The organism is Pyxidicoccus trucidator (genome assembly GCF_010894435.1).
GTDB classification, from domain to species: domain Bacteria; phylum Myxococcota; class Myxococcia; order Myxococcales; family Myxococcaceae; genus Myxococcus; species Myxococcus trucidator.
Map to the genome: position 1 here is coordinate 306,628 of NZ_JAAIXZ010000006.1, position 21,930 is coordinate 328,557.

At 70.1% G+C, this 21,930-nt stretch carries 15 protein-coding genes; 8 read left to right on the forward strand and 7 right to left on the reverse strand.

The genetic code is table 11. The features are described 5' to 3' along the window. Positions 1-69 precede the first annotated feature (69 nt). Together G4D85_RS19390 and G4D85_RS19395 are read left to right on the forward strand one after the other, a co-directional pair. Positions 70-2,214: a carotenoid oxygenase family protein gene (locus tag G4D85_RS19390; protein ID WP_164014048.1), complete on the forward strand. Its 2,145-nt coding sequence runs from the start codon at positions 70-72 to the stop codon at positions 2,212-2,214. Between the two features lie 7 nt (positions 2,215-2,221). Next, positions 2,222-2,563, forward strand: coding sequence for a hypothetical protein (locus tag G4D85_RS19395; protein ID WP_164014050.1), 342 nt, complete (start codon positions 2,222-2,224; stop codon positions 2,561-2,563). A gap of 163 nt (positions 2,564-2,726) precedes the next feature. Here the strand turns inward: G4D85_RS19395 and G4D85_RS19400 are convergent, their stop codons facing one another. After that, the gene (locus tag G4D85_RS19400) at positions 2,727-3,464 is read right to left on the reverse strand and encodes a hypothetical protein (protein WP_164014052.1); all 738 of its coding nucleotides are present in this window, start codon (positions 3,462-3,464) and stop codon (positions 2,727-2,729) included. A 291-nt stretch (positions 3,465-3,755) separates the two neighbouring features. Between G4D85_RS19400 and G4D85_RS19405 the strand changes: the two genes are divergently transcribed. Continuing rightward, positions 3,756-4,319 carry an imm11 family protein gene (locus tag G4D85_RS19405; RefSeq protein ID WP_164014054.1) on the forward strand — a complete coding sequence of 188 codons (564 nt, stop codon included), beginning with the start codon at positions 3,756-3,758 and terminating at the stop codon, positions 4,317-4,319. Positions 4,320-4,332: 13 nt separating this feature from the next. Here the strand turns inward: G4D85_RS19405 and crtI are convergent, their stop codons facing one another. Then, complete coding sequence (crtI, locus tag G4D85_RS19410; RefSeq protein WP_164014056.1) at positions 4,333-5,832, reverse strand: phytoene desaturase family protein; 1,500 nt, start codon at positions 5,830-5,832, stop codon at positions 4,333-4,335. Positions 5,833-6,009: 177 nt separating this feature from the next. Here crtI and G4D85_RS19415 point away from each other — a divergent pair, with 177 nt between their 5' ends. Further along, positions 6,010-11,343 carry a trifunctional serine/threonine-protein kinase/ATP-binding protein/sensor histidine kinase gene (locus G4D85_RS19415; RefSeq protein WP_164014058.1) on the forward strand — a complete coding sequence of 1,778 codons (5,334 nt, stop codon included), beginning with the start codon at positions 6,010-6,012 and terminating at the stop codon, positions 11,341-11,343. An 82-nt stretch (positions 11,344-11,425) separates the two neighbouring features. Here the strand turns inward: G4D85_RS19415 and clpX are convergent, their stop codons facing one another. The 3 genes from clpX to G4D85_RS19430 all read right to left on the reverse strand — a co-directional run bounded on the left by clpX (position 11,426) and on the right by G4D85_RS19430 (position 14,548). Further along, positions 11,426-12,703, reverse strand: coding sequence for an ATP-dependent Clp protease ATP-binding subunit ClpX (clpX, locus tag G4D85_RS19420; RefSeq protein ID WP_164014060.1), 1,278 nt, complete (start codon positions 12,701-12,703; stop codon positions 11,426-11,428). Between the two features lie 223 nt (positions 12,704-12,926). Then, positions 12,927-13,583, reverse strand: coding sequence for a hypothetical protein (locus G4D85_RS19425; protein ID WP_164014062.1), 657 nt, complete (start codon positions 13,581-13,583; stop codon positions 12,927-12,929). A 32-nt stretch (positions 13,584-13,615) separates the two neighbouring features. Next, positions 13,616-14,548, reverse strand: coding sequence for an AgmX/PglI C-terminal domain-containing protein (locus tag G4D85_RS19430; RefSeq protein WP_164014064.1), 933 nt, complete (start codon positions 14,546-14,548; stop codon positions 13,616-13,618). 44 nt (positions 14,549-14,592) lie between these two features. On the opposite strand from G4D85_RS19430, the gene G4D85_RS19435 reads away from it, so the two are divergent. After that, entirely contained in the window at positions 14,593-15,435 is an 843-nt protein-coding gene (locus tag G4D85_RS19435) for a tRNA pseudouridine synthase A (protein WP_164014067.1), read from the forward strand. A gap of 31 nt (positions 15,436-15,466) precedes the next feature. On the opposite strand, the gene G4D85_RS19440 is transcribed toward G4D85_RS19435, so the two are convergent. Together G4D85_RS19440 and G4D85_RS19445 are read right to left on the reverse strand one after the other, a co-directional pair. Then, complete coding sequence (locus G4D85_RS19440) at positions 15,467-15,631, reverse strand: ribbon-helix-helix domain-containing protein (RefSeq protein ID WP_015349436.1); 165 nt, start codon at positions 15,629-15,631, stop codon at positions 15,467-15,469. Between the two features lie 59 nt (positions 15,632-15,690). Continuing rightward, a complete protein-coding gene (locus tag G4D85_RS19445) occupies positions 15,691-16,254 on the reverse strand; it encodes a hypothetical protein (protein WP_240359376.1) in 564 nt (187 codons plus the stop codon). 139 nt (positions 16,255-16,393) lie between these two features. Here G4D85_RS19445 and G4D85_RS19450 point away from each other — a divergent pair, with 139 nt between their 5' ends. From G4D85_RS19450 to G4D85_RS19460, 3 genes are all read left to right on the forward strand, one after another. Further along, positions 16,394-17,341, forward strand: coding sequence for a hypothetical protein (locus tag G4D85_RS19450; protein ID WP_164014072.1), 948 nt, complete (start codon positions 16,394-16,396; stop codon positions 17,339-17,341). 154 nt (positions 17,342-17,495) lie between these two features. Beyond that, entirely contained in the window at positions 17,496-20,438 is a 2,943-nt protein-coding gene (locus G4D85_RS19455; RefSeq protein WP_164014083.1) for a serine/threonine protein kinase, read from the forward strand. 22 nt (positions 20,439-20,460) lie between these two features. Continuing rightward, entirely contained in the window at positions 20,461-21,927 is a 1,467-nt protein-coding gene (locus G4D85_RS19460) for a peptidase associated/transthyretin-like domain-containing protein (RefSeq protein ID WP_164014085.1), read from the forward strand. The last annotated feature ends 3 nt before the right edge of the window (positions 21,928-21,930 follow it).

Below are 21,930 nucleotides of genomic sequence, written 5' to 3' on the forward strand. Positions count from 1 at the left end.
GACTCGCGTGCTACCTTGCTGCCCGCTTTTCCCCGCCACGGCGTCCCCGCGCCCCACCCAGGAGCCGTCATGCCCCACACCCCCACGCTCTCCGAGGCTCGCCGCGCCGAGCCTACCCACGACGCCCGCCAGCCGGACGGGCATGACCAACCCGGCCTGGTCGTCCCACCGGGCCTGCGCCCGGGCATGCCCAACAACACGATGACCACCAGCGATACGGAGTACGTGGACGAGCCCCTGAAGGTGCTCGCCGGCGCGCTCCCCGCGGATCTGCGAGGGCACGTCTTCGTCGCGGGCCCCAGCGTCCACGCGGGCTCCCCCGCCCTGGCCTCGGATGGGCTCGTGCTCCGGCTCGACTTCGACGGGTCGGAGGGGGCCCGGTTCACCAACGCCCTCATGCGCTCGCCGTCGCACTACGCGCGCGAGTCGGTGGACTCCGGCGCCACGGCGCGCGGACCGCTGACGCGCTACCTGAACGACTTCCGGGCGACGACGCTGGCGGACGTCTCGCTCACCCTGGGAGTCCAGGAGAGCCCCAACACGGCGCCCTTCCTCGTCGAGGGCGAGAAGATGCTGCTGGTGACGACGGACGCGGGCCGGCCGTGGGCCATCCACCCGAAGACGCTGAAGGCGTACACGCCGCTGGGCTACCGCCGCGAGTGGAACCCGGCGATTCCCGCGCCCTGGGCCTTCCCGCTGTTGCAGAGCACCGCGCACCCGGCCTTCGACCCCGAGCCCGCGCAGCCGATTGCGCCGGACCAGCCCTCGCAGCAGCGCCCTCGCCTCTTCTTCACCAACCACGCGCCGAAGTGGCCGCTGGGGGATGGGTGGACGCAGCTGGTGAGCTGGGACACGTGGGAGAACCGGCTGCACCACTGGAAGCTGATGGACGCGGCGACGGGCAAGCCGGTGGTGACGGCGTCGCTGCACCAGATTGCCGCCACGCGGGACTACGTCGTCCTGCTGGACTCCAACTTCCCCATCAACTTCTGGCAGATTGCTTCCCAGGCCGTGACGCCGTGGCTGCCCGGCGTCAAGCGCGTGGTGGAGTGGCTGACGGCGCAGGCGTCGTATCCGCAGGCGGTGTTCTGGGTGGTGAAGCGCTCGGACCTGCGCCCCTCGCCGGGCACGCTGTCGGCGGACGACCCGCCCTCGATTCCGGCGTACCGCTTCCAGTCGGGCGGCGGCGGGCTGCACTTCGCGGCGCTGTACGAGAACCCGGATGACGTCATCACCCTCGTCGCGGGGCACTCGCCCACGGAGGATTTGTCGCACTCGCTGGAGAAGGGCGAGCTGCTCATCAACGGCAACCGGGTCCAGGACTGGCAGGTGGGCATGCCCACCGCGGTGCCCGTCACGCGCAGCTCGCTGGGCGTGCACAAAATCGACATGAAGCGGCTGCGCATCCAGTCCAGCCTGTACTCGCACGACGACTTCACCTGGGGCCTCACCGTCTTCTCCAACGCGGGCCTCATCAACGGCGAGCTGGAGACGCACCTGCGGATGAACCAGACGCCGGTGAACGAGGTGGTTCCGCACGAGGAGCTGGCGCTCTACTTCAACTCGGACGGCTTCACGGCGGACATGGTCCCCGAGGCGCTGTACCAGCTCTACAAGCCGATTGTGGGGGACAAGGACGGCCTGCCCATTCAAGAGGGGCGCGCGGCGAGCTTCTTCAAGTTCTACGTCCACTCCGGGCGCTTCGAGGGCTACGTGCTGCCCACGGGCTGGTTCGGCTTCGCGCCGCAGTTCGTGCCGAGCGCGCGCTTCCCCGCGGTGTCCCACTGGAAGGGCTACGTGGTGGCGCTGGTGGTCTCGGACCCGACGCCGGACCTGCCCCCGGACTCCACGGGCGACGAGGTGTGGATCTTCGACTCGCAGGACCTGGCGAAGGGCCCCATCTGCCGGCTGGGCAGCAGGAACTTCGACGTCGGCATGACACTGCACACCACGTTCCTCCCCTCGGGGCTGCTGGACCGGCTGGACGGCCACGTGCCGAGCAGCGCGCCCTACTGCGTGGACGTGAAGCAGGACTTCGACGTCGACGAGATTGAGAAGACGTACCTGGAGTGGCCCCAGGATCTGTTCCCCCGCGTGCCCAAGGCGCTGTTCGCGCCGTGGCGGCTGGGCGTGAAGTGGGCCCTCAACTTCCCGAAGCTGCGCAAGGTGTTCGAGGAGGACGTGTACCCGCACTTCCCGAAGCGGGAGCGGTGAGTACGACATGGCGCCGGAAGGGAACCGTCAGCGCTCGTGGTGGCCCTGGGGGTGCATCCTCCTGGTCGCCGTCCCCTGCTGTGGCTCGGTCGGCCTCATGCAGCGGCGGTTCAATGACGGCAAGGACTTCTGCCGGACCATCACCGTGGGCGAGCCGCTCGGGGCGGTATTGAGCCGGGCCGACCAGAGCGGGCTGTTCCTGGCCACTCGCAAGTCCGACATTTCCGATCCCAGAACACGCTTCCTGAGACAGGAACTCGCGCCCCTCTGCGAGTTCGTGTGCATCGTTCACCATGACGGGGCGCGGGTGACGGCGCACCGGGGAAGCCTGGCCGGTCTCTGCAGCTGAAGTCCCGCGCGGCGCCAGGTCCGCGCACGCGGCCCCGGGCCTTGGGTTCCGGGGCCGCGCATCGGATTTGCCCGGGAGGGAGTACGGGGCGGCGGCGCTGTTCACGGTGGCGCGCCCACTCCGGGAAGCCCCGAGTCACTCGGACCGGGGCTCCTGAGCGCGTTCAGTAGCAGGTGCCGACGCCGCTGCAGCTGCAGTTGTTGCTGGCGAACGTGTAGTCGTCGGAGGCCGCCGCGAAGCTGCCGAGGCCGTAGTCATGCTTGGCGCAGTCCTGCGTGTACGCGGTGGTGCCCACGCACGGCGGGGTGCTGGTGATGCCGCAGCCCTGGCCGCAGCGGCCCTTGCAGCCGGTGTTGCCGCCATTGCAGCCGCAGCCCCGGCCCGCCTGACGGTAGTAGCCGGAACCGATGTTCTGGGTGCCGCAGGTGCAGGAGAGGTGCGTCCAGCCGCGCTCGGAGACGAACTCGTACGCGGTGAGGGGCTCACCCACGGGGACGATCTGCATGAAGCTCGTCTGGCGCATGGCCGCGTTCTCGACGGCGGTGCGCTGCTCGGCCGGCACGGCCTTGGTGATTTCCGCCAGCAGCGGGTCAATCAACTTGGCCTGCGCCGCGTCGAGCGGGGCGCCGCTCGGCATGAAGCTGCCGACGCCCTGGTTGTAGTCGATGTGGAAGCCGATGACGGTTTCACCGAAGTCGTAGGTCACCTCGACGACCTTGGACTCGGTCTCCACGATCAGCGCGCGCACGGACGCGCCGCCGGCCCGGTACGTGGCCTCGAGCGTCGTCCCGTCATGCTGGAGGAGCGCGAAACCTTCCGCCTCCTCCGCCTGCCCCGCGGGCCCGTTCGAACAGGCCACGGCCGTCAACAGCGTGACTGCACATACGAAGAGCTTCTTCATCTCGGTCTCGATTCCGTGAGGTGGGGGGACAAAAAGCCGGGCAGGGTAGAAAGCTCCACCCTGCCCGACCAACCCGAATACTCAGAAAACGAGAAACCTTCTAGAGAGTTGGCGCGGACCCACCCTTTCCCACCCTGCCCTCTGTGGTCCGCGGGGCAAGGCTCGCTGTTCAGCTCCGTGGGCCAGGCATCGGCGTAATTCCGCGCGACACGCACGTTCATCAGCGGCACATGGAACGGGGCGCAGGGAGCAAGCTGCGTAAGCTGCTCACCGACCTTCAGGAGCCCCGGCATGCGGTACTTCCGACTGTTCGAAGACCTCTACATCCCGGGGCGCTGGTACCTGGACACGCCTCTTGACGGCCAGGGGGAGGCGTCGGGCAGCTGGCTCTTCATGCAGGGAGCGCCCGCCTCCGTAGAGGGAGCCTTCAAAGTGAACCTCTTCAAGCGCGGCAAGCAGCTCGACTTCTCCATGGCGGACGCGGGCTCCGTGCCCGTCATCCACCCGAAGCTTGTATCTGTCTTCGCGGAACTGGCGCCCGGTGACGTGCAGCTATTCTCAGTGACGGTCGAAGGGCAGCCAGAGCCGTACTCCATCGTCAACGTCACGAGGGTGGTGAAGTGCATTGACGACGCCGCGTGCACAGAGGTCCAGTACTGGAAGCCAGAGGACGGGCGTCCAGAAAAGACGGGCCGATACCGAAGCGTGCTCGACCTCCGCATCGACAAAGCGAGGGTGGGCGGCGCGAAGATCTTCCGCACCTGGGGCTGGAACGTGGAACTCATCGTCTCCGAGGACTTCAAGGACGCGATGGAGCGCACTGGCGCCAGCGGAATGGAGTTCACGGAGGTGTAGACGCTCCGCGCCATCACGCGCGGGCAATCACCGTATCCACGATCTTCGCCGAGCACAGCACCGCGGGCAGCCCCGCTCCAGGATGAGTCCCTGCCCCGACCATGTACAGCCGCTCCACGTCCTCACTCTGCGCCTGTGCACGAAGGAACGTGGTCTGCATCAGCGTGGGAGCAAAGCTGAACGCGGCGCCACGGAATGACCTCAATTCGTCGCGGAAGTGCTCCGGCGTGAAGACTCGCGACGTCGCCAGTTCCTCGCCAAGCCCGGGCAACACGGTGCGCTCCAGGCGCTCCTGAAGCGCGCGCCGGAAGGACTCCGCCCGAGTCCTCCAGTCCGTTCCGTCTCCCAGATGCGGCACCGGAGCCAGCACGTAGAACGTGTCATGCCCCTCTGGCGCCAACGCCGCATCCGTCGCCGTGGGCCGGTGCAGATACAGCAGCGGGTCTGCGGACGGCGCGCCCGGTCCGGCCAGCCCGGAGAACATGCCCCGGAAGTCCCTTCCGAACAGCAGCGTGTGGTGCGCAACCTCCGGGTACTGCCTCCGCGTGCCGAAGTACCAGAGGAACGCGCTCATCGAATAGCGCGCCCGGTTGATGCGCTCGTCCGTCCAGTGCCGTCGCACGTGCCCCGGCAGCAGATACCGGTACGTCCACGCCGCGTCCGCGTTCGACACCACCGCATCCGCCGGCAGCCACGTCCCATCCCCCAGCCGTACGCCCGTGGCCCGCCGTCCTTCGAGCGTGATCTCCGTCACCTCGCTGTCGTACCGCACCTCCCCGCCCAGCCCCTCCAGCAGCGCCACCAGCCCTCTCACCAGCGCCCCCGTGCCGCCCACCGGAAAGAACGCGCCCCACCGCCGCTCCACGAACTGGATGGACGCATACACCGCGCTCGCGGGCGTGAAGGGGCTCCCACCAATCAGCAGCGGATGGAAGCTGAGCGCCTGCCGCAACCGCTCGTCCTTCACGTGCTTGGACACCAGCCCGTACATCGTGCGGAACGCCTCATCCCGCAGCAACGCCGGGGTGAACGGCGCCAGGCTCAGCAGGCCCGGCACGGGTGCGCTCATCAGCGGGCCGATGCCCGCCTCGTACATCCGCTCCACGCGCTCACTCAGTGCGTCGAAGCCCGCCACATCCCCAGGGGACATTCGTCGCACGGCCGCGCGCATGGCCTCGCGGCCCGTGTGGTAGTCGAACGTGGCCCCGTCCGGGAACCGCATCCGATACAGCGGCTCCACCGGGCGCAATTCCACATGGTCCGCGAGCCGCTGCCCCGCCAGCGCCCACAGCTCCTCCAGCAGGTGCGGGCAGGTGATGACCGTGGGGCCCGCGTCGAAGGTGAAGCCGTCCTGCTGGAAGGCGTTCGCCCGCCCGCCTGGTCCGTCCCGCCGCTCCAGCACCGTGACGCGCCAGCCGCGCGCCGCCAGTCGCACCGCCGCCGCCAGCCCTCCGAAGCCACTGCCAATGACGAGCGCGCGCCTGTCACCGCTCCGCGCTGCCATTCCCACCATGCCCGAAGGTCTCATCACCGTGTCACCTGCATCGCATACCCTGGCGGACGCTCCAACCCTGGACGGCGTGCATGCGCCCCCCAATCCATCCGGGCCTTTGTTGCGAGCCCTGGGGGGCAGGGCTAGCCTCGCTTCTCTCACGGGGGGCGCGCCCCTGGGCGCGCACAGGTGTACGCAATGATTGAGGTCCCCGGCTTCCGGATCGTCAGAGAGCTCGCCACCTCCGGCGCCTTCCTATGGCTGCGGGCCACGCGTGAAGCGGACGGCGCCTCCGTCACCCTCAAGGTCCCCGAGACCTCGCGCCCCACCTCCCCCGCCGCACGGCTCCGCCATGAGCTCGAGCTGACGCAAGCCCTGCGCATCGACGGCGTCCTCCAGGCCCTGGAGCTGGCGGAGCTACGCGCGGGTACCCCCGTCCTCGTGCTCGAAGGCTTCGGTGAGACGACGCTCGCTCAGCGCCTCGCCCGGGGCCCCCTGGAGCCTCGCGAGGCGTGCCGCATCGCCCTGTCGCTGGCCCGCACCCTGGGCGCCATCCACGCGACGGGCATCGTCCACCGCGACCTCCACCCCGGCTGCGTGCTGCTGGGTGCGGACGGCGAGGCCGTGAAGCTCACCGGCTTCACCCTGGCCACGCGCCGCCCCCGCGCCGAGGTGGCCCCGGTGCCGCCGGACCGCCTGGAAGGCACCCTCGAATACCTGTCGCCCGAGGGCACGGGCCGCACCCACCGCAGCGTGGACTCGCGCAGCGACTTCTACTCGCTGGGCGTCGTGCTCTACGAGCTGCTCACCGGGCGTCGCCCCTTCGCCGACACCGACGCGCTGGGCCTCATCCACGCGCACGTGGCCCTGCCTCCCCCGCCCCCGGGCTCGCTGGTGCCGGGCCTGCCCCGGCCGCTCTCGGACATCGCGCTCAAGCTGCTCGCGAAGTCGCCCGAGGACCGCTACCAGAGCGCCTACGGCCTGGTGGCGGACCTCCAGGCCTGCCTGGACGCACTGGAGGGCACCGGCACGGTGGCCCCCTTCGAGCTCGGCGCGAAGGACGTGCCCGAGCGCTTCACCGCCCCCGACCGGCTCTATGGGCGCGAGGCCCAGCAGGCCGCGCTGCGGGACGCCTTCGAGCACGCCGTCTCCGGCCGCTCCGGCTTCGTGCTCCTCACCGGCGCGGCGGGCATGGGCAAGTCGACCCTCACCGGCACGCTCAAGCGCCCCGTTTCCGAGCGCCACGGCCTGTTCGTGCGCGGCAAGTACGACCAGTTCCTCCGCGACACGCCCTACAGCGGCATCTTCGAGGCCTTCCGCGACGTGGCCCGAGGCCTCCTCAGCGAGGAGGAAGAGGCACTGGCCGCGTCGAGGCGCCGCCTGCTGGACGCCGTGGGTGACATGGGCCGGCTGGTGGTGGACGCAGTGCCGCGCATGGCGCTGGTGCTGGGCGAGCAGCCCCCCGTGCCCGAGCTGGGGCCCGCCGAGTCGGAGCTGCGCTTCCAACTGGTGCTGCGCAAGCTCGTCGCCGCGCTCGCCACGCGCGAGCACCCGCTCGTCGTCGTGCTGGATGACGTGCAGTGGACCGACAGCGCCAGCCTCCAGCTCCTGCGGCTGCTCCTCTCCGACCGCGACATCGGCCACCTGCTGGTGGTGGCGGCGTGCCGCTCCGAGGAGCTGACGCCGGACCACCCGGTGGAGGGGCTCGCCCGTGCGCTGCACGAGGACGGCACGCCGGTGCGACGAATCGCGCTGGAGCCGCTGTCCCCCGAGCACCTGGCCCGGCTGGTGGCGGACGTATTCCCTCCCGCCGCCGGACAGCCGGACGCACAGCTCGGCGCGCTGGTGCTCTCGCTCACGGAGGGCAACCCGTTCTTCGCCGTGCAGCTGCTGCGGACCTTCTACGAGCGCGGCCTCGTCCGCTTCGACGCGGAGGGCGGCGGCTTCCGCTGGGACGCCGGTGCGCTGCGCGGCCAGGACTTCAGCGACGGCGTGGTGGCGCTGCTCACCTCCCGCATCCGCGAGCTGAGCCCCGCCGCCCAGGCGGTGCTCCCCTGGGCCGCCGCGCTGGGCCACACCTTCGACCTGCGCAGCCTCGCCATCGTCCTGGAGCGCACGCCCGCCGAGGCCGCCGAAGGGCTGGGCGAGGTGCTCCAGGCCGGGCTCGTGGCCCCCATGGGCGAGCCCGACGCCGAGTCGGGTGGCGCGTACCAGTTCACCCATGACCGCGTGCAGCAGGCCGCGCTGGAGCTGACGCCCTCCGCCGAGCGCCCGGAGCTCCACGCGCGCATCGGCCGCCTGCTCCTGCGCCACACGCCGCCCGAGCGGCTGGATGAGGGGCTCGTCGACCTCGTCAGTCACTTCCACCTCGCGCTCCCGGTGCTGAAGGACGTGGACGAGCGGCACCGCGTCGCGGCCCTGGACCTGCGCGCTGGCCGGAGCGCCAAGTCGCGCGGCGCATGGTCCGGGGCGCTGCGGCTGCTCTCCACCGGCCTGTCGCTGGTGGGCGAGGACGGCTGGAAGAAGGACCGCCGGCTCACCTTCGACTTGCACGTGGACGCGGCCGAGGCGGCCTACCTCGCCGCGGACTTCGACCTGATGGAGCGCCTGGCCGCCGCCGCCCTGGCCCACGCGGTAGATGGCGCGGAGGAGGTCCGCGTCCAGGAGGTCCGGCTCCAGTGCTACTCGCACCGGGGCGAGCACGCGCGCGGCGTGGACCTGGGCCTGGAGGTGCTGCGCAAGCTGGGCCAGCCGCTGCCCGCGAATCCCAAGCCCCCGCACGTGCTGGCCGCGGTGGCGAAGACGAAGCTGCGCCTGGGCCTGCGCAAGCCCGAGGACCTGGAGGCCCTGCCCGAGGGCACGGACCCGCTGCTGCTGGCCACGCTGCGGCTGCTGGTGAAGCTGTCCTCGGTGGCCTTCATGGCCCGGCCCCTGCTCTTCCCGCTGGTGGTGCTGCGCATCCTCCAGCTCACCATCCACCATGGCGCCACGGGCGTGGCCGCCTTCGGGTACGTGGGCTACGGGCTGATGCTCAGCGTGCACCTGGGCAACCCCGAGGAGGGCTTCCGCTACGGCCGGCTCGCGCTGAAGACGCTGGACCGCTTCCAGGCGGAGAGCCTGCGGTCCATGGTGACGTTCGTCTTCAACCTCTTCATCCGCCACTGGAAGGAGCCGCTCTCCGCCTGCATCGAGGACTTCCACGTCGCCGCCCGGAAGGGCCAGGAGATGGGCGACATCGAGTACTTCGGCTACGCCGCGAGCGCCGCCTGCGCCACCTCCGTCATCGCCCGGGACGGCCTGGCCGAGGGCGGGCCGCGCATCGACCGCTACCGCGACGCGCTCGCCGCGCACCGACACAAGAACGTGCCCTTCGTCGAGTACATGCGCCACACGCTCGACGCGCTCACCGGCACCTTCACCGGAGACGCGGACGCGCGCGAGGAGGCGCTGGTCGCCCCATACCGACAGCTCGACTATGCGAATGGCATCGCCACCTGCGACGTGCTGCGCACCCTGCGCCGCTGGTTGTCGGGCGACGCGCGCGGAACGCTGGCGAGCGCGGAGGCCATCGACGCCCGGGTGGAGCTCATCGCCGGGCAGATCTACCTGCCCTGGTACAAGTTCTTCCAAGGGCTGGCGCTCATCGCCCTCCACCCCACCCGGGGCCCGCTGGAGCGGCTGCGCGCCTCGCGCGCCATCGACGCCATCCGCAAGTCCATGCGCGGCTGGGCCCGCCTGGCCCCCATGAACTACGGCGCCCGGGCGGAGTTGCTCGACGCCGAGCGGGCCCGCCTGGACGGAGAGAAGGACGCCGCGGCGGATGGGTATGACCGCGCCATCCGGCTGGCCCGGCAGTACGGGCTGTCGCTCGACGAGGGCGTGGCCTGCGAGGCCGCCGCCCGCTTCCACCTCAAGGAGGGCCGCGAGTCCGTGGCCCGCGCGTACCTGGAGGACTCGCGCCACGCCTTCCTGCGCTGGGGCGCTCGCGCCGTCGCCGCGAGGCTGGAGCGCGAGCACCCGCGCCTGCTGCCCTCCGCCCCCACCGTGCCCGAGCCCGCTCGCGCCGAGGAGGCCGCCGGGACTCCGCTGGCCGCCTTGGACCTGGAGTCGGTGCTCAAGACGGCGCGCGCGCTGTCCGGCGAAATCGTCCTGGGCAAGCTGCTGCGCAAGCTGATGACGCTGGTCATCGAGAATGCCGGCGCCCGGCGCGGCTTCCTCATCCTGAAGAAGCCGGAAGGGCTCTTCATCGAAGCCGAGGGCTCGGTGGACGGCACCACCGTGGTGGTGGAGCAGGCCGTGCCGGTGGAGTCCTCCACCGCGCTGCCGGCCTCCCTCATCCACTACGTGGTGCGCACCGGAGAGACGGTCATCCTCCACGACGCGGCGGCCGAGGAGCCCTTCTCCGAGGACCCCTACATCCGAGGCGCCCGGCCCAAGTCCGTGCTCTGCAGCCCGCTGTTGAAGCAGGGCTCGCTCACCGGCGTGCTGTACCTGGAGAACGACGCCACCCCCGGGGCCTTCACCCGCGAGCGACTGGAGGTGCTGCGCCTGCTGTCATTCCAGGCGGCCATCTCCCTGGAGAACGCCGGGCTGTACGCCAGCCTGGAGGACTACAGCCGCACGCTGGAGCGCCGCGTGGAGGAGCGCACCACCGAAATCCAGCGGAAGAATGCCGAGCTCGCCGAGACGCTCAGCCGCCTCCAGGAGATGCAGCGCCAGCTGGTGGCACAGGAGAAGCTCGCGTCCCTGGGCGCGCTCACCGCCGGCATCGCCCACGAGCTGCAGAACCCGCTCAACTTCGTGAACAACTTCTCCGACCTGTCCATGCGGCTGGCCCGCGAGCTGGAGGAGGCCCTGCGCGCCCTGGCCAGCAGGTTGGACGGCCCGGCCATTGAGGACGTGCTGGAGCTGCTGGAAGACCTGCGCCAGAACTCGCAGCGCATCAACACGCACGGCCGCCGCGCGTCGGACATCATCAAGACGATGCTGCGGCACTCGCGCCGCTCGGAGGGGACGCGCTCCCGCGCGGACCTCAACAACCTGGTGCGCGACAGCCTGAGCCTGGCCTCGCAGGGGCTGCGCAGCCGCCCGGGCGGCGCCGCCGTGCAGCTGGAGTCCGACCTGGACGGGGCCGTGGGCATCGTCGAGCTGGTGGCCAGCGACATCAGCCGCCTGTTCATCAACATCCTGGAGAACGCCTTCTACGCCGCCGTGCAGAAGCAACAGGAGTCCGGCGCCGGCTTCACCCCGCGCATCGACGTCCGCACCCGCCGCCTGGGCGACAAGGTGGAGCTGCGCGTGCGCGACAACGGCGTCGGCATCCCCGAGCACATCCGCGAGAAGCTCTTCCACCCCTTCTTCACCACCAAGCCCGCGGGCGTGGGCACCGGCCTGGGCCTGTCGCTCTGCCACGACATCGTCCAGGAGCACCAGGGCGAGATTCGCGTGGAGAGCGAGCCCGGAGCGTACGCCGAGTTCATCATCACCCTGCCCGCCCCCCTCGCCGCGTCCTCCTCAGGCGCCGCCGCCTGAGGCCCCCAAAAGCGAAGGCCCCTCTTCCCAGGGTGGGAAGAAGGGCCTTCTTGCTTCGAAGCTCCGGAGACGAAGCGCGGCGCTAGGCCGTCTTCTTCTCCTTCTCCATGACGAGCTGTGGCGGCTCGTGCTTGGTGATGACCTGCTCGGTGATCTTGCACTCCTTGACGCCCTCGCGGAACGGCACGTCGTACATGATCTCCAGCATCGCGTCCTCCAGGATGGCGCGCAGGCCGCGCGCTCCGGAGTGACGACGCATCGCCTCGCGGGCGATGGCGCGCAGCGCTTCCTTGGTGAAGGTGAGCTTCACCTTCTCCATCTCGAAGAGCTTCTGGTACTGCTTCACCAGCGCGTTCTTCGGCTGCGAGAGGATGATGACGAGGTCCTCTTCCTTCAGGTCATTGAGCGTGGCGATCATGGGCAGGCGGCCGATGAACTCGGGAATCATCCCGAACTTCATCAGGTCCTCCGGCTCCGTCAGCGCCAGCAGCTCGCCCACGCTGCGGTCCTCGCGGTGGGTGATCTTCGCGCCGAAGCCCAGCCCCTTCTCACCCACGCGGCGCTTGATGACGCCGTCGATGCCGTGGAAGGCACCGCCGCAGATGAAGAGGATGTTCGTCGTGTCGACCTGGACGTACTCCTGCTGGTTGTACTTCTTCCCGCCGCGCGGCGTGACGTTGGCGCGGGTGCCCTCGATGATCTTCAGCAGGGCCTGCTGCACGCCCTCGCCGCCGACGTCGCGGGTGGCGCTCGGCATGTCACCCTTGCGGGCAATCTTGTCGATCTCGTCGATGTAGACGATGCCGCGGGCCGCCTTCTCCACGTCGTAGTCGGCGTTGTGGAGGAGGTTCTGGATGATGTTCTCCACGTCCTCGCCCACGTAGCCGGCCTCGGTGAGGCTGGTCGCGTCGGCGATGGTGAAGGGAACATTGAGGAACCGCGCCAGGGACTGGGCCAGCAGCGTCTTGCCGCTGCCCGTAGGGCCGATGAGCAGGATGTTGCTCTTGCTCAGCTCCACGTCCTCGCCGCCGGGACTCTTCACCCCGGGGCGCGGCCGGGCGGCCGGCTTCTTCTGGTAGATGCGCTTGTAGTGGTTGTAAACCGCCACCGCGAGGACCTTCTTCGCCTGGTCCTGGCCAATGACGTAGTCGTCGAGGAACGCCTTGATCTCCGCCGGTGTCGGCAGGGAGACCTGGGGCTTGCCTTCCTCTCGCTCGTTCTCATCCGCGATGATGTCGTTACAGAGCTTGATGCACTCGTCGCAGATGTAGACCGTCGGCCCGGCAATCAGCTTGCGGACCTCGCGCTGCGATTTACCGCAGAACGAACAGGACAGGTTGACGTGGTGCTCCTTCTTCACTGCCGCCTCCGAGTTCACCGACCCCGGGTCCCCCGGAGCCTGCTACGCCGTCCACCGCTCCCCTACCCTCACGGCCTGCCCACGTCTCGAACAGCCGTCAGGCCCACCTACATGGGGCCCTGAACCACTATAGGGCCCTCCCCTTCGGGCAGGAAGCCCGGCGGTACAGGCCCGTTGCCGAGCGTACATGCCCGGCAGCGGGTCAGCGTTCAGTAACAGCGGTTCAGGCGTCCGTCACGCCCGCGGCGATATCCTCCATGTCCTCCGCCAGGGCGGCCGCCCGCTCGGCGACAGCGTTCGGGATCCGACGGCACCCCGCCAGCTCACTGGCGAGCTTGCGCGCCGTCTGGGCCAGCTTGCGCACCTGGGCGCTCTCCGGCGGGGGCTCGGGGGCCGGGCGGGGGAAGCGCTCGGTGAACTCCTTCTTCAGCTCTGTCGGGGACTTCTCGGGGCTCCAGATGCTGTCGCGGAGGGACTTGTACTCGGTGGGTGAAAGTTGCCCCCGCTCCTCCGCGTCGGCCAGGACTTCAATGACTTCGAAGGCAGGCGCCTTCTCGGGGAACTCCTGCGCCTTGAGCTCTTCCTCGGGCTCATGCTTGGCGAGGAAGCTGAACGACCGGGTGAGCTTCAAGGCCGTCTGCTTCTTGATGTGGAGCTCCTTGAGGCAATAGGCCTCGAAGGTGGGATAGCCCCACTCCTCGAACTTCGCCCCGTCCCGGACCTGGACGAGCAGCTGGCCCAGCTCGGCCCAGGTGGACTTGAAGCGCTTGGCGGCCACCAGCACGGTATGCCGGAAGGTCCCCGGGGGGACGCTCAGCGCCTTCTTCGCGATTTCGGACTCAGCAACGGAAGCAGCGTGCATGGCCCTGGTATCGGCCATGCCCGGAGGGTGGGCAAGAAAGTGGCCCTACCCTACCCACGCTTGCCGATGTTGAACGACAGGCCCACCGTAGCCCGCTCGCCCTCGTAGGCCCGGAAGGGCCACTTCTGCAGCTCCGACAGGAGACACTGGTAGAGCGGGCCTGTCTTGAACTGGGGGTTGTCCACCCAGAGCTTGGACACCTTCCCGTCGTTGCCGATGACGAACTCCAGGGGGATGCGGGCCGCCAGCCCAGGGCTGCGCTCGGCCTCCTCCTTGAAGCACTTGAAGAGGGTGGACTTGTTGCCGGAGACCACCCGGTTGATGGCGGACTGGTCGAACTGCTGCGCCACCTCCATGCCATCCGCGTCCGTGGCCACGGTGCCCGCCGGTCGCGGCGGACGCTTCGGCTCGGTGCGGGTGGTGGAGGCCACCGCGACCTTTCCGGTACCGGTGGTTCCGGAAGCCGGCTTCGTGCCCGGCTCGGTGGCGGGCTTGTCCGGGCGGCGCGTGCCGTTGGTGGGGTACTCGAAGAGCTCCTCGTCGTCGGCGCGGGCCTGGGCGAGGCGGATGGTGGGCGGCTCCATCTCGATGCCGTCGAACTCCTCCTCACCCCCGAGCCAGCCGTGGACCGCGGCGCTGCGCGCCACCTGGAGGCCGCCGATTCCCAGCACCAGCGCCATGACGGCCGCGCCGCCACCGAGGTACTTCAGCCGCTTGCGGGACTTCTCGCGCTCCACCTGGACGGCGGCGTCCACCCGGGCGCGGGCCTCCGCGCGGGCCACGTGCACCCGGAAGGCGTCCACGTCCCGCATCGGGTGGAAGTCGCGCTCCCCCGCGATGGCCACCGGGCTGTCGGGCGTCAGCTCCCCCGTGGAGAGCTTCTCCACGATCTGCCCGCCGCTCACAGGGCCGAGGACCATGTCCCCCACCCGGAAGAGCCAAAGTCCTTCCACATCCACCGCAAAGTCTTGTCCGGCCGCCATTTCGCGCGCGAGTATCCCGTGTTCCCCCACACACTCGCAACGCCGTGCTCTCTTCGACTACCAAGCGGATTCCCGTCGCACTGTGGATCTGGTACCGCGGCGGAAACTTCCGTGGCTTCCAGCGTCAGCCGGAGGGGCCGACCGTGCAGGCGGTGCTCGAGGAGGCGCTGGCCTCCGTGGGCGTGCCCGCCACCATCATGCCTTCGGGGCGGACGGACCGGGGCGTCCACGCGCGGATGCAGGTGGTGAGCGTGCGCCTGGAGCCAGGCGACTCGGCAGAGGCGATGGAGAAGCGGCTGCCCGCCCGCCTGCCCCCCGACCTGGGGCTGTGCGCGGTGCGCCGGCCCGGCTCCTTCCATGCGCAGTGGAGCGCCAGCGGCAAGGGCTACCGCTACCGGCTGCGCCTGGGCGGGACGCCGGACGCGGCCTGGGCGCCCTACGCGCTGGACGTGGCCTCCGAGCCGCTGCTCCAGGGCGCCAGGGCGGTGACGCCCGAGCGACTGGAGGCGCTGCTCGGCGCGGCGGTGGGGACGCGGGACTTCATCGCCTTCCATGAGAAGTCCAGCCCCCAGAAGCCACGCACGCTGGAGTCCGCCACCCTGCATGCGCTGGGCGGTGGGCTGTACGAGGCGAGGCTGAGCGGGGACGGCTTCGCGCGCTACCAGGTGCGCTACCTCGTGGGGAGCGCGCTCAAGGCGGCGGCGGGACTGCTTCCGGAAGAAGCGTGGAAGGCGGCGCTGGAGACGGGGGCGGCCATGGAGGGCTTCAAGGCGCCCGCGCACGGCCTGGTGCTCTGGGAGGTGCGCTACCCTCCTGGGGTGGACCCCTTCACCGCCGGAGAGCGCCTCCACCCTCCGGGACTGCCGCTGGAGCCACCCTTCCTGTAGGTGACGCGCGGCGGAGTCCGACAACAGCGGCTCAGTCGACCAGCCGCTCCTCGTACTTCGCCAGCAGGTCCGAGATGGCCTCCCGCAGGTACTCGCTCTGACGGATGCGCGTGGAGCGCGACAGCTCCTTGAGGGCGTCGAGCTTCTCGCGGTTGAGCCGGAAGACCACTGAGGTGAGGCGGGGATTCATGTCCATGTGCGCGACCTCCTACAGATGCCCACAACCTCTCACAGACCTGTCGGATCGCAATTTTTTCACTGCGTCTTGCCTACCGGGAAGATCCACTGCACCCCGGTGAAGACTTCGGCATCCGCGCGCAGGCCTGATCCGAAGCCGAGCGTGAGCCCGAGCCCGCCAAACACCGCGAGCCGCTCGGAGAAGGTGTGTCGCGCGCCGAACGCTACGCGAGGCCCCACCCACGGCCCAGAAAACGGCCTGATCATCACGCTCAAGTCGAAGAAGCTCTGCCACGCATCCATGCCGAAGAAGTTCCGGTAGCCGCCCACCAGCGACAGGTCCGGGCCGCGCAGGCTCCCGCGGATCAGCACGAAGAGCTCGTCCCCGTCGTAGCCCACCGTCCGGGTGCCAGCGAGGTCCAGGTGCGCGTCGCCCCCGGACTCCGCATCGTCGTCATCCGCGTCGATGTAGTCCGTATACGAGCCGCCCGGGCCGATGATCAGCGAGAGCGCCCGGCGGTCCTCGTAGTACGGCGTGTCGACGGGCTCCGCAGCCCGGGCCCTCGCGGGCAGGGCCGCTCCGAGGACGCTGATCAGCACGAGCGCCCCGCGTGTCAGCCGGAGCCCCCTGCGGGTCGTCATGCAGCACTCGCGAGCCATGGGCCGCGCGTTCTACCAGCCTTCCATGGCCGCGAATGAGGGGTCAGAAACGCCCCTCGCTGTCTCTCATTTGACAATACAAACGCCCGAATTCTAGGGTCCGCGCCCTCAAGGAGTTCCAATGCCGAAGTTTAATTTCAGTGCAGTTGTCATTGCGTTGTTCATTGCCGCGTGCGGCGGTTCTCCGTCGGGGCAGCCGCAGGAGCCGGTGGAGCCCCAGCCCGGCGAGGGCGTGGTCCAGATTCCGCTGGTCACGACGAGCGCGGACGGCCAGCGCTACCGGCTGGTGGGAGCGACCTTCACCATCACCGGGCCGCAGTCGGTCATCATCACGGACACGTCGACGGACACGGTGAGCGTGCCGCTGCCCGCGGGCAACTACTCCATCCGGCTCGAGGGGCAGTGGAGCCTCGAGCGCGTGGAAGCGCCCGGGCAGCCGGTGCAGGCCAGCCTGATGTCGCCCAACCCGATGGCGTTCTCCCTGGTGGAGCGGGAGACCCTCCCGGTGCGCTTCCTGTTCAAGGTCCCTGCGAACGGAACCGCGGACGTGGGCTTCAGCGTGGACACGGGTGGCTGGTTCGCCGGTACGTTCGAGTTCGGTTTTCTCCCCGAGGGGCCCTCGCCGTTCAACACCTTCTCGGTGCTGGAGGGCAGGAGCGTGCCCTTCGTCATGAGCTGGGACACGGCGACGGCGATCCGGGACTACGACGGTTGGAGGTCGATCAGGGTGACGACGGGTCCCATCACCGTCCAGTTCGGAGGCCCCTACACCGAGGTGCTGCACGATCGCCTCGCGACGACTCTGCGGGGTCAGACGTTCCAGTTCAGCCTGATGGCGACGGAGCAGGGGTCGATCCTCATGCCGAGCGTCGTGATTCATTCGCGGCCGGGGACGGGCTTCGAACTGAGCATGGACACGCCCCCGAACTTCTCGATGGTGCTGGACGCGGAGGGCTACCCCTCGGCGCGGCCGTTCGACTTCCAGACCCCCTTCACCCTGATGGAGATCAGCGACTCCCGGTTCGGGCGCATCCAGGGCACGGCGCGAGTGAACGCCTCCGCCCGGTAATCCGTCCCGCGTGAAGCAGTGAGAAGCCCGCGGCCCCTTCCGGCCGCGGGCTTTTTCATGGCCGGAGTGCCCCTCCGCGGCGGGCGCTCCCTCCCCTGCCGACTCCCACCCGAAGTCGCTCCGCGCCCGAGCGCTCCGCATCTGGAGGTGCGCATTGGCCCACGACGAAAATGCCGCCATTCCTGAAAACGAGGAAGCTGTGTCATTCGACGTGGACGAGCACACCATCGCCGCGGACGTGGAGTCCCTCTTCACGCCGAGCACCGGCCCCGGCACGGGAGAGGTTCCGTCCAACCCCTCGTATGGGGACTCGGTGCCGGAGGGCCAGGAGCACCTGCCCCGGCCCGGCACGCGCATCCACCACTACGAGCTCATCCGCGAGCTGGGCAGTGGCGGCATGGGCACCGTCTTCCTCGCGCGTGACACGCGGCTGGGCCGCCGCGTCGCCATCAAGTTCCTGCACACCACGGACCCCGACGTCACGCGGCGCTTCATCCGCGAGGCGCAAGCCACCGCGCTGTGCAGCCACGAGAACATCGTCATCATCTACGAGGTCGGCGAGTTCCAGGGCAGCCCGTACATGGTGTTGGAGTTCCTCCAGGGCCAGCCGCTCAACAAGCTCGTGAAGGGCACCCAGCGCCTGCCGCCCCCGCGCGCCGTGGAGCTGATGGTCCCCGTCGTCCGCGCCCTGGTGTGCGCCCACGAGCAGAAGATCGTCCACCGCGACCTCAAGCCCGACAACGTCATCGTCACCGACACGGGCAACATCAAGGTGTTGGACTTCGGCATCGCCAAGGTGCTCCAGGGCGCGGAGTCCTCGGTGGACGTCGACGTGGACGTGGCCGTGGAGGAGCCCGCCACGCCCACGAGCACCGATGGGGGCCGCGAGAAGGCCGAGCTCACGCGCCACGGCGCCATCATGGGAACCATGCCGTACATGTCCCCGGAGCAGTGGGGCATCGGCGTGGACATCGACCACCGCACGGACATCTGGGCGGTGGGCATCATGCTGTTCCGGATGCTGGCCGGGAAGCACCCGTTGGATCCGCTGTACGGCCCGCAGCTGATGGTGACGGCGCAGCTCGACGAGCCCATGCCGCGCCTGGGCGACGTGGCGCCGGACGTGCCGCCAGACCTGGCGGCCGTAGTGGACCGCTGCCTCTACAAGCTCAAGGACCTGCGCTTCCCGGACGCGGCCTCGCTGCTGCGCGCGCTCGAGCCCTTCCTGCCCGGGCGCTACACCCGCGAGCTGCGCATCGACGAGAGCCCGTACGCGGGCCTCAGCTCCTTCCAGGAGGCGGACGCGGACCGCTTCTTCGGACGCTCGCGCGAAATCGCCGCGCTGGTGAACCGCATCCAGGACCGGCCGCTGCTGGGCATCGTCGGTCCCTCCGGCACGGGCAAGTCGTCCTTCGTGCGCGCGGGCCTCGTGCCCGTGCTCAAGCGCTCCGGCGAGACGTGGGAGTCGCTCGTCATCCGCCCCGGCCGCCAGCCGCTGGCCGCGCTGGCCAGCATCGTCGCGCCGCTGGTGAGCAGCTCCACCACGCTGGAGGGCGACATCCAGGAGCAGCGGCAGCTCGTCGAGCGCCTCGCGCAGGAGCCCGGCTACGTGGGCACCGTGCTGCGCAGCCGCGCCCGCCGCTCGCGCCGCAAGCTGCTGCTCTTCGTGGACCAGTTCGAGGAGCTCTACACGCTGGTGCCCGACGCGCACGAGCGCCTGGCCTTCACCGCCTGTCTCGCCGGCCTCGCGGACGACGCGACGTCCCCGGTGCGGGTGGTGCTGTCCATCCGCTCGGACTTCCTGGACCGGGTATCCGAGGACGAGCGCTTCATGGCGGAGCTGAGCCAGGGCCTCTTCTTCCTCTCCCCGCCCAACCGCGAGGGCCTGCGCGACGCGCTGGTGCAGCCGGCGGAGATGGCCGGGTACCGCTTCGAGACGCCGCAGATGGTCGAGCACATGCTCGGGCACCTGGACGCGACGCAGGGCGCGCTGCCGCTGCTCCAGTTCGCGGCGACGCTGCTCTGGGAGCAGCGCGACACGGCGAGCAAGGTGCTCACCGAGCAGAGCTACAACTCCATGGGCGGCATCGCTGGCGCGCTCGCCACGCATGCCGACAGCGTCCTCGGGGAGCTGTCCAGCACGCAGCAGGCGCTGGTGCGCGCCGTGTTCCTGCGCCTGGTGACGCCGGACCGCACGCGCGCCATCGTCTCCATGGGCGAGCTGCGGGAGCTGGCGAAGGACTCGGGAGAAATCCAGCGCCTCATCGACCACCTCGTCCAGGCGCGCCTGCTGGTGGTGCAGACGGGAGGCGGCGCCACGGGCGCGACGGTGGAGCTGGTCCACGAGTCGCTGCTGCACAGCTGGCCCACGCTGCGCCGGTGGCTGGACGAGGGCCAGGAGGACTCGGCCTTCCTGGAGCAGCTGCGCAACGCGGCCCGGCAGTGGCAGTCGAAGGGCTTCGACGCCGGCCTGCTGTGGCGCGGCGAGGTGGTGGAGGAGGCGCGGCGCTTCCAGCGGCGCTACCGCGGCGAGCTGCCGAAGCTGCAGCGGGACTTCCTGGAGCACGTCCTCGCGCAGGCACAGAAGTCGGCGCGCCGCCGCCGGGCGCTGGTCATCGGCTCCACGGCATTCCTGGGCCTGCTGGCCATCGCCGCGGTGATTGCGCTGGTGTTCATCCGCAACGCGCAGCAGGAAGCCGAGCGCCAGGCTGTCATCGCCCGCGGCGCCGAGTCCGAGGCGCGCGAGTCGGAGACGGTGGCGCGGCGTCGGCTGGCGGAGGTGCAGGCCAAGGAGCTGGAGCGGCAGAAGGCCGAGGAGGAAGCCCAGGCCGCCAACGCCCAGGTCGCCGTCGCCAATGATGAGCTGCAACGCAAGAACGACGCGCTGCTGGAGGCGCTGGAGAACGCGAACAAGGCGCAGCTCCGCGCGCGCTTCGCGAAGCGGTACGCGGAGAAGAACGCGACGGCCGCGCGCCAGGCCCAGGACGAGGCCATCCGCGCCGCGCAGCAGCTCCAGTCCCTGCTGCGCCGCGAGCAGGACCGCGTCCAGCGCCTGCAGTCGCAGCTCGGCAGTCCCGTCATCGACGAGTTGAAGTGAAGTGAAGCCCACGAGAATGGTGATGAAGCGCTCCACAATCGGACTGTTCCTGTCGCTCGCGCTGCTGGCGCCCCGGGTGGTACCGGCCGCCGCGCAGGACGAGTCCCCGGCCACGGCCACCACGAAGCAGCGCACGCGCAAGGCCGCGAAGGGGTCCCCGTCGGCGGCCGGGACGAAGCGCGTGCACAAGGCCGTCAAGGCGTCCGACCCGGACGCGCCGCAAGCGCTCTCCAAGGGGAAGAAGCGGCGCACGTCCAAGGCAGCGGAAGGGGCCGACCCGGCTGCTGCGGAAGCCTCGCAGGCAAGCCCCAGGTCGACGAAGCGGCGCACATCCAAGGCCGTGGAAGGGGCCGACCCGGCTTCTCCGGAGGCATCGCAGGCGACCTCGAAACTGTCGAAGCGCCGGCTCCGGAAGGGCACGACCGCCGTCTCCGAGCCCACCGAACCCGGCGCCGAGACCGCCGAGGATGCCCGGACGAGCACGGCCCCCGAGCCGTTCTCGGCGCCCCGGGAAGCCCCGGCGGAGGCCGCCGCCGCACTTCCCTCCGAGCGGCCCTCCACGGTGGTGCTGTCCGGTGACGAGCGCCCCTGGGCCCGGGGCGTGTCCCAGCAGAAGCAGCAGACCGCCATCGACCTCTTCCGCGCGGCCAACGCGCTGCTGAAGGAGTCCATCTTCCTCAAGGCGGCGGAGCAGTACCGGCAGGCGCTCACCCACTGGGACCACCCCGCCATCCACTACAACCTGGCGCTGGCGCTGCTGAACCTGGACCAGCCCATCGAAGTCCGCGAGCACCTGGAGGCGGCGATGCGCTACGGCGAGGCGCCCCTCGACGCGGAGAAGCTGGAGAACGCCCGCGCCTACAAGTCGCTCGTGGAGAAGCAGCTCGCCTGGGTGGAAATCACCTGCGAGACGCCGGGCGCCTCGGTGGTGATGGACGGCCGGCCCCTGTTCGTGGGCCCGGGTCGCTCCGCGGGCTGGGTCCGCGCTGGCCCGCACACGCTCGTGGCGACGGGCGAGGGCTACCTCACCCAGGACCAGAGCCGCACCCTGTCACCGGGTGAGAAGGTGACGCTGGACTTGAAGCTCTTCACCTCCGACGACCTCATCCAGTACCGGAGGAAGTGGTCCGCCTGGAAGCCCTGGGCAGTCGTGGGCACCGGCGTGGCGCTCGCGGCTGGCGGCGCCCTGCTGCACGCGGGAGCGCGCAGTGATTACACCGGCTTCGACACGGCCATCGCGAGCTGTGGCGGCTGCGTGCCGGAGCCCGCCGTCGCGAACCAGCGCACCCGCGGCGACACCCTCCAGACGGGGGCCTTCGCCGCGTACGGCGTCGGCGGCGCGGCGCTGGTGACGGGCGCGGTGCTCGTCTACCTCAACCGGCTCCAGCCCCATCAAGTCGACCCGTCCGAGGCCTCGAAGGCCACGACGAGCGTCACCCCCTACCTCGGCGCAGGCGGCGGTGGCGCCTCCGCGACGTTCCGCTTCTGAGAC

Excerpts from the sequence above, each read along its gene's own strand:
- G4D85_RS19395 (WP_164014050.1), top strand. The coding sequence starts at position 2,222 with ATGGCGCCGGAAGGGAACCGTCAGCGCTCGTGGTGGCCCTGGGGGTGC.
- G4D85_RS19415 (WP_164014058.1), top strand. The coding sequence starts at position 6,010 with ATGATTGAGGTCCCCGGCTTCCGGATCGTCAGAGAGCTCGCCACCTCC.
- G4D85_RS19405 (WP_164014054.1), top strand. The coding sequence starts at position 3,756 with ATGCGGTACTTCCGACTGTTCGAAGACCTCTACATCCCGGGGCGCTGG.
- G4D85_RS19440 (WP_015349436.1), bottom strand. The coding sequence starts at position 15,631 with ATGGACATGAATCCCCGCCTCACCTCAGTGGTCTTCCGGCTCAACCGC.
- G4D85_RS19400 (WP_164014052.1), bottom strand. The coding sequence starts at position 3,464 with ATGAAGAAGCTCTTCGTATGTGCAGTCACGCTGTTGACGGCCGTGGCC.
- G4D85_RS19430 (WP_164014064.1), bottom strand. The coding sequence starts at position 14,548 with ATGGCGGCCGGACAAGACTTTGCGGTGGATGTGGAAGGACTTTGGCTC.
- G4D85_RS19390 (WP_164014048.1), top strand. The coding sequence starts at position 70 with ATGCCCCACACCCCCACGCTCTCCGAGGCTCGCCGCGCCGAGCCTACC.
- G4D85_RS19460 (WP_164014085.1), top strand. The coding sequence starts at position 20,461 with ATGAAGCGCTCCACAATCGGACTGTTCCTGTCGCTCGCGCTGCTGGCG.
- G4D85_RS19425 (WP_164014062.1), bottom strand. The coding sequence starts at position 13,583 with ATGGCCGATACCAGGGCCATGCACGCTGCTTCCGTTGCTGAGTCCGAA.
- crtI (WP_164014056.1), bottom strand. The coding sequence starts at position 5,832 with ATGGTGGGAATGGCAGCGCGGAGCGGTGACAGGCGCGCGCTCGTCATT.
- G4D85_RS19450 (WP_164014072.1), top strand. The coding sequence starts at position 16,394 with ATGCCGAAGTTTAATTTCAGTGCAGTTGTCATTGCGTTGTTCATTGCC.
- G4D85_RS19445 (WP_240359376.1), bottom strand. The coding sequence starts at position 16,254 with ATGACGACCCGCAGGGGGCTCCGGCTGACACGCGGGGCGCTCGTGCTG.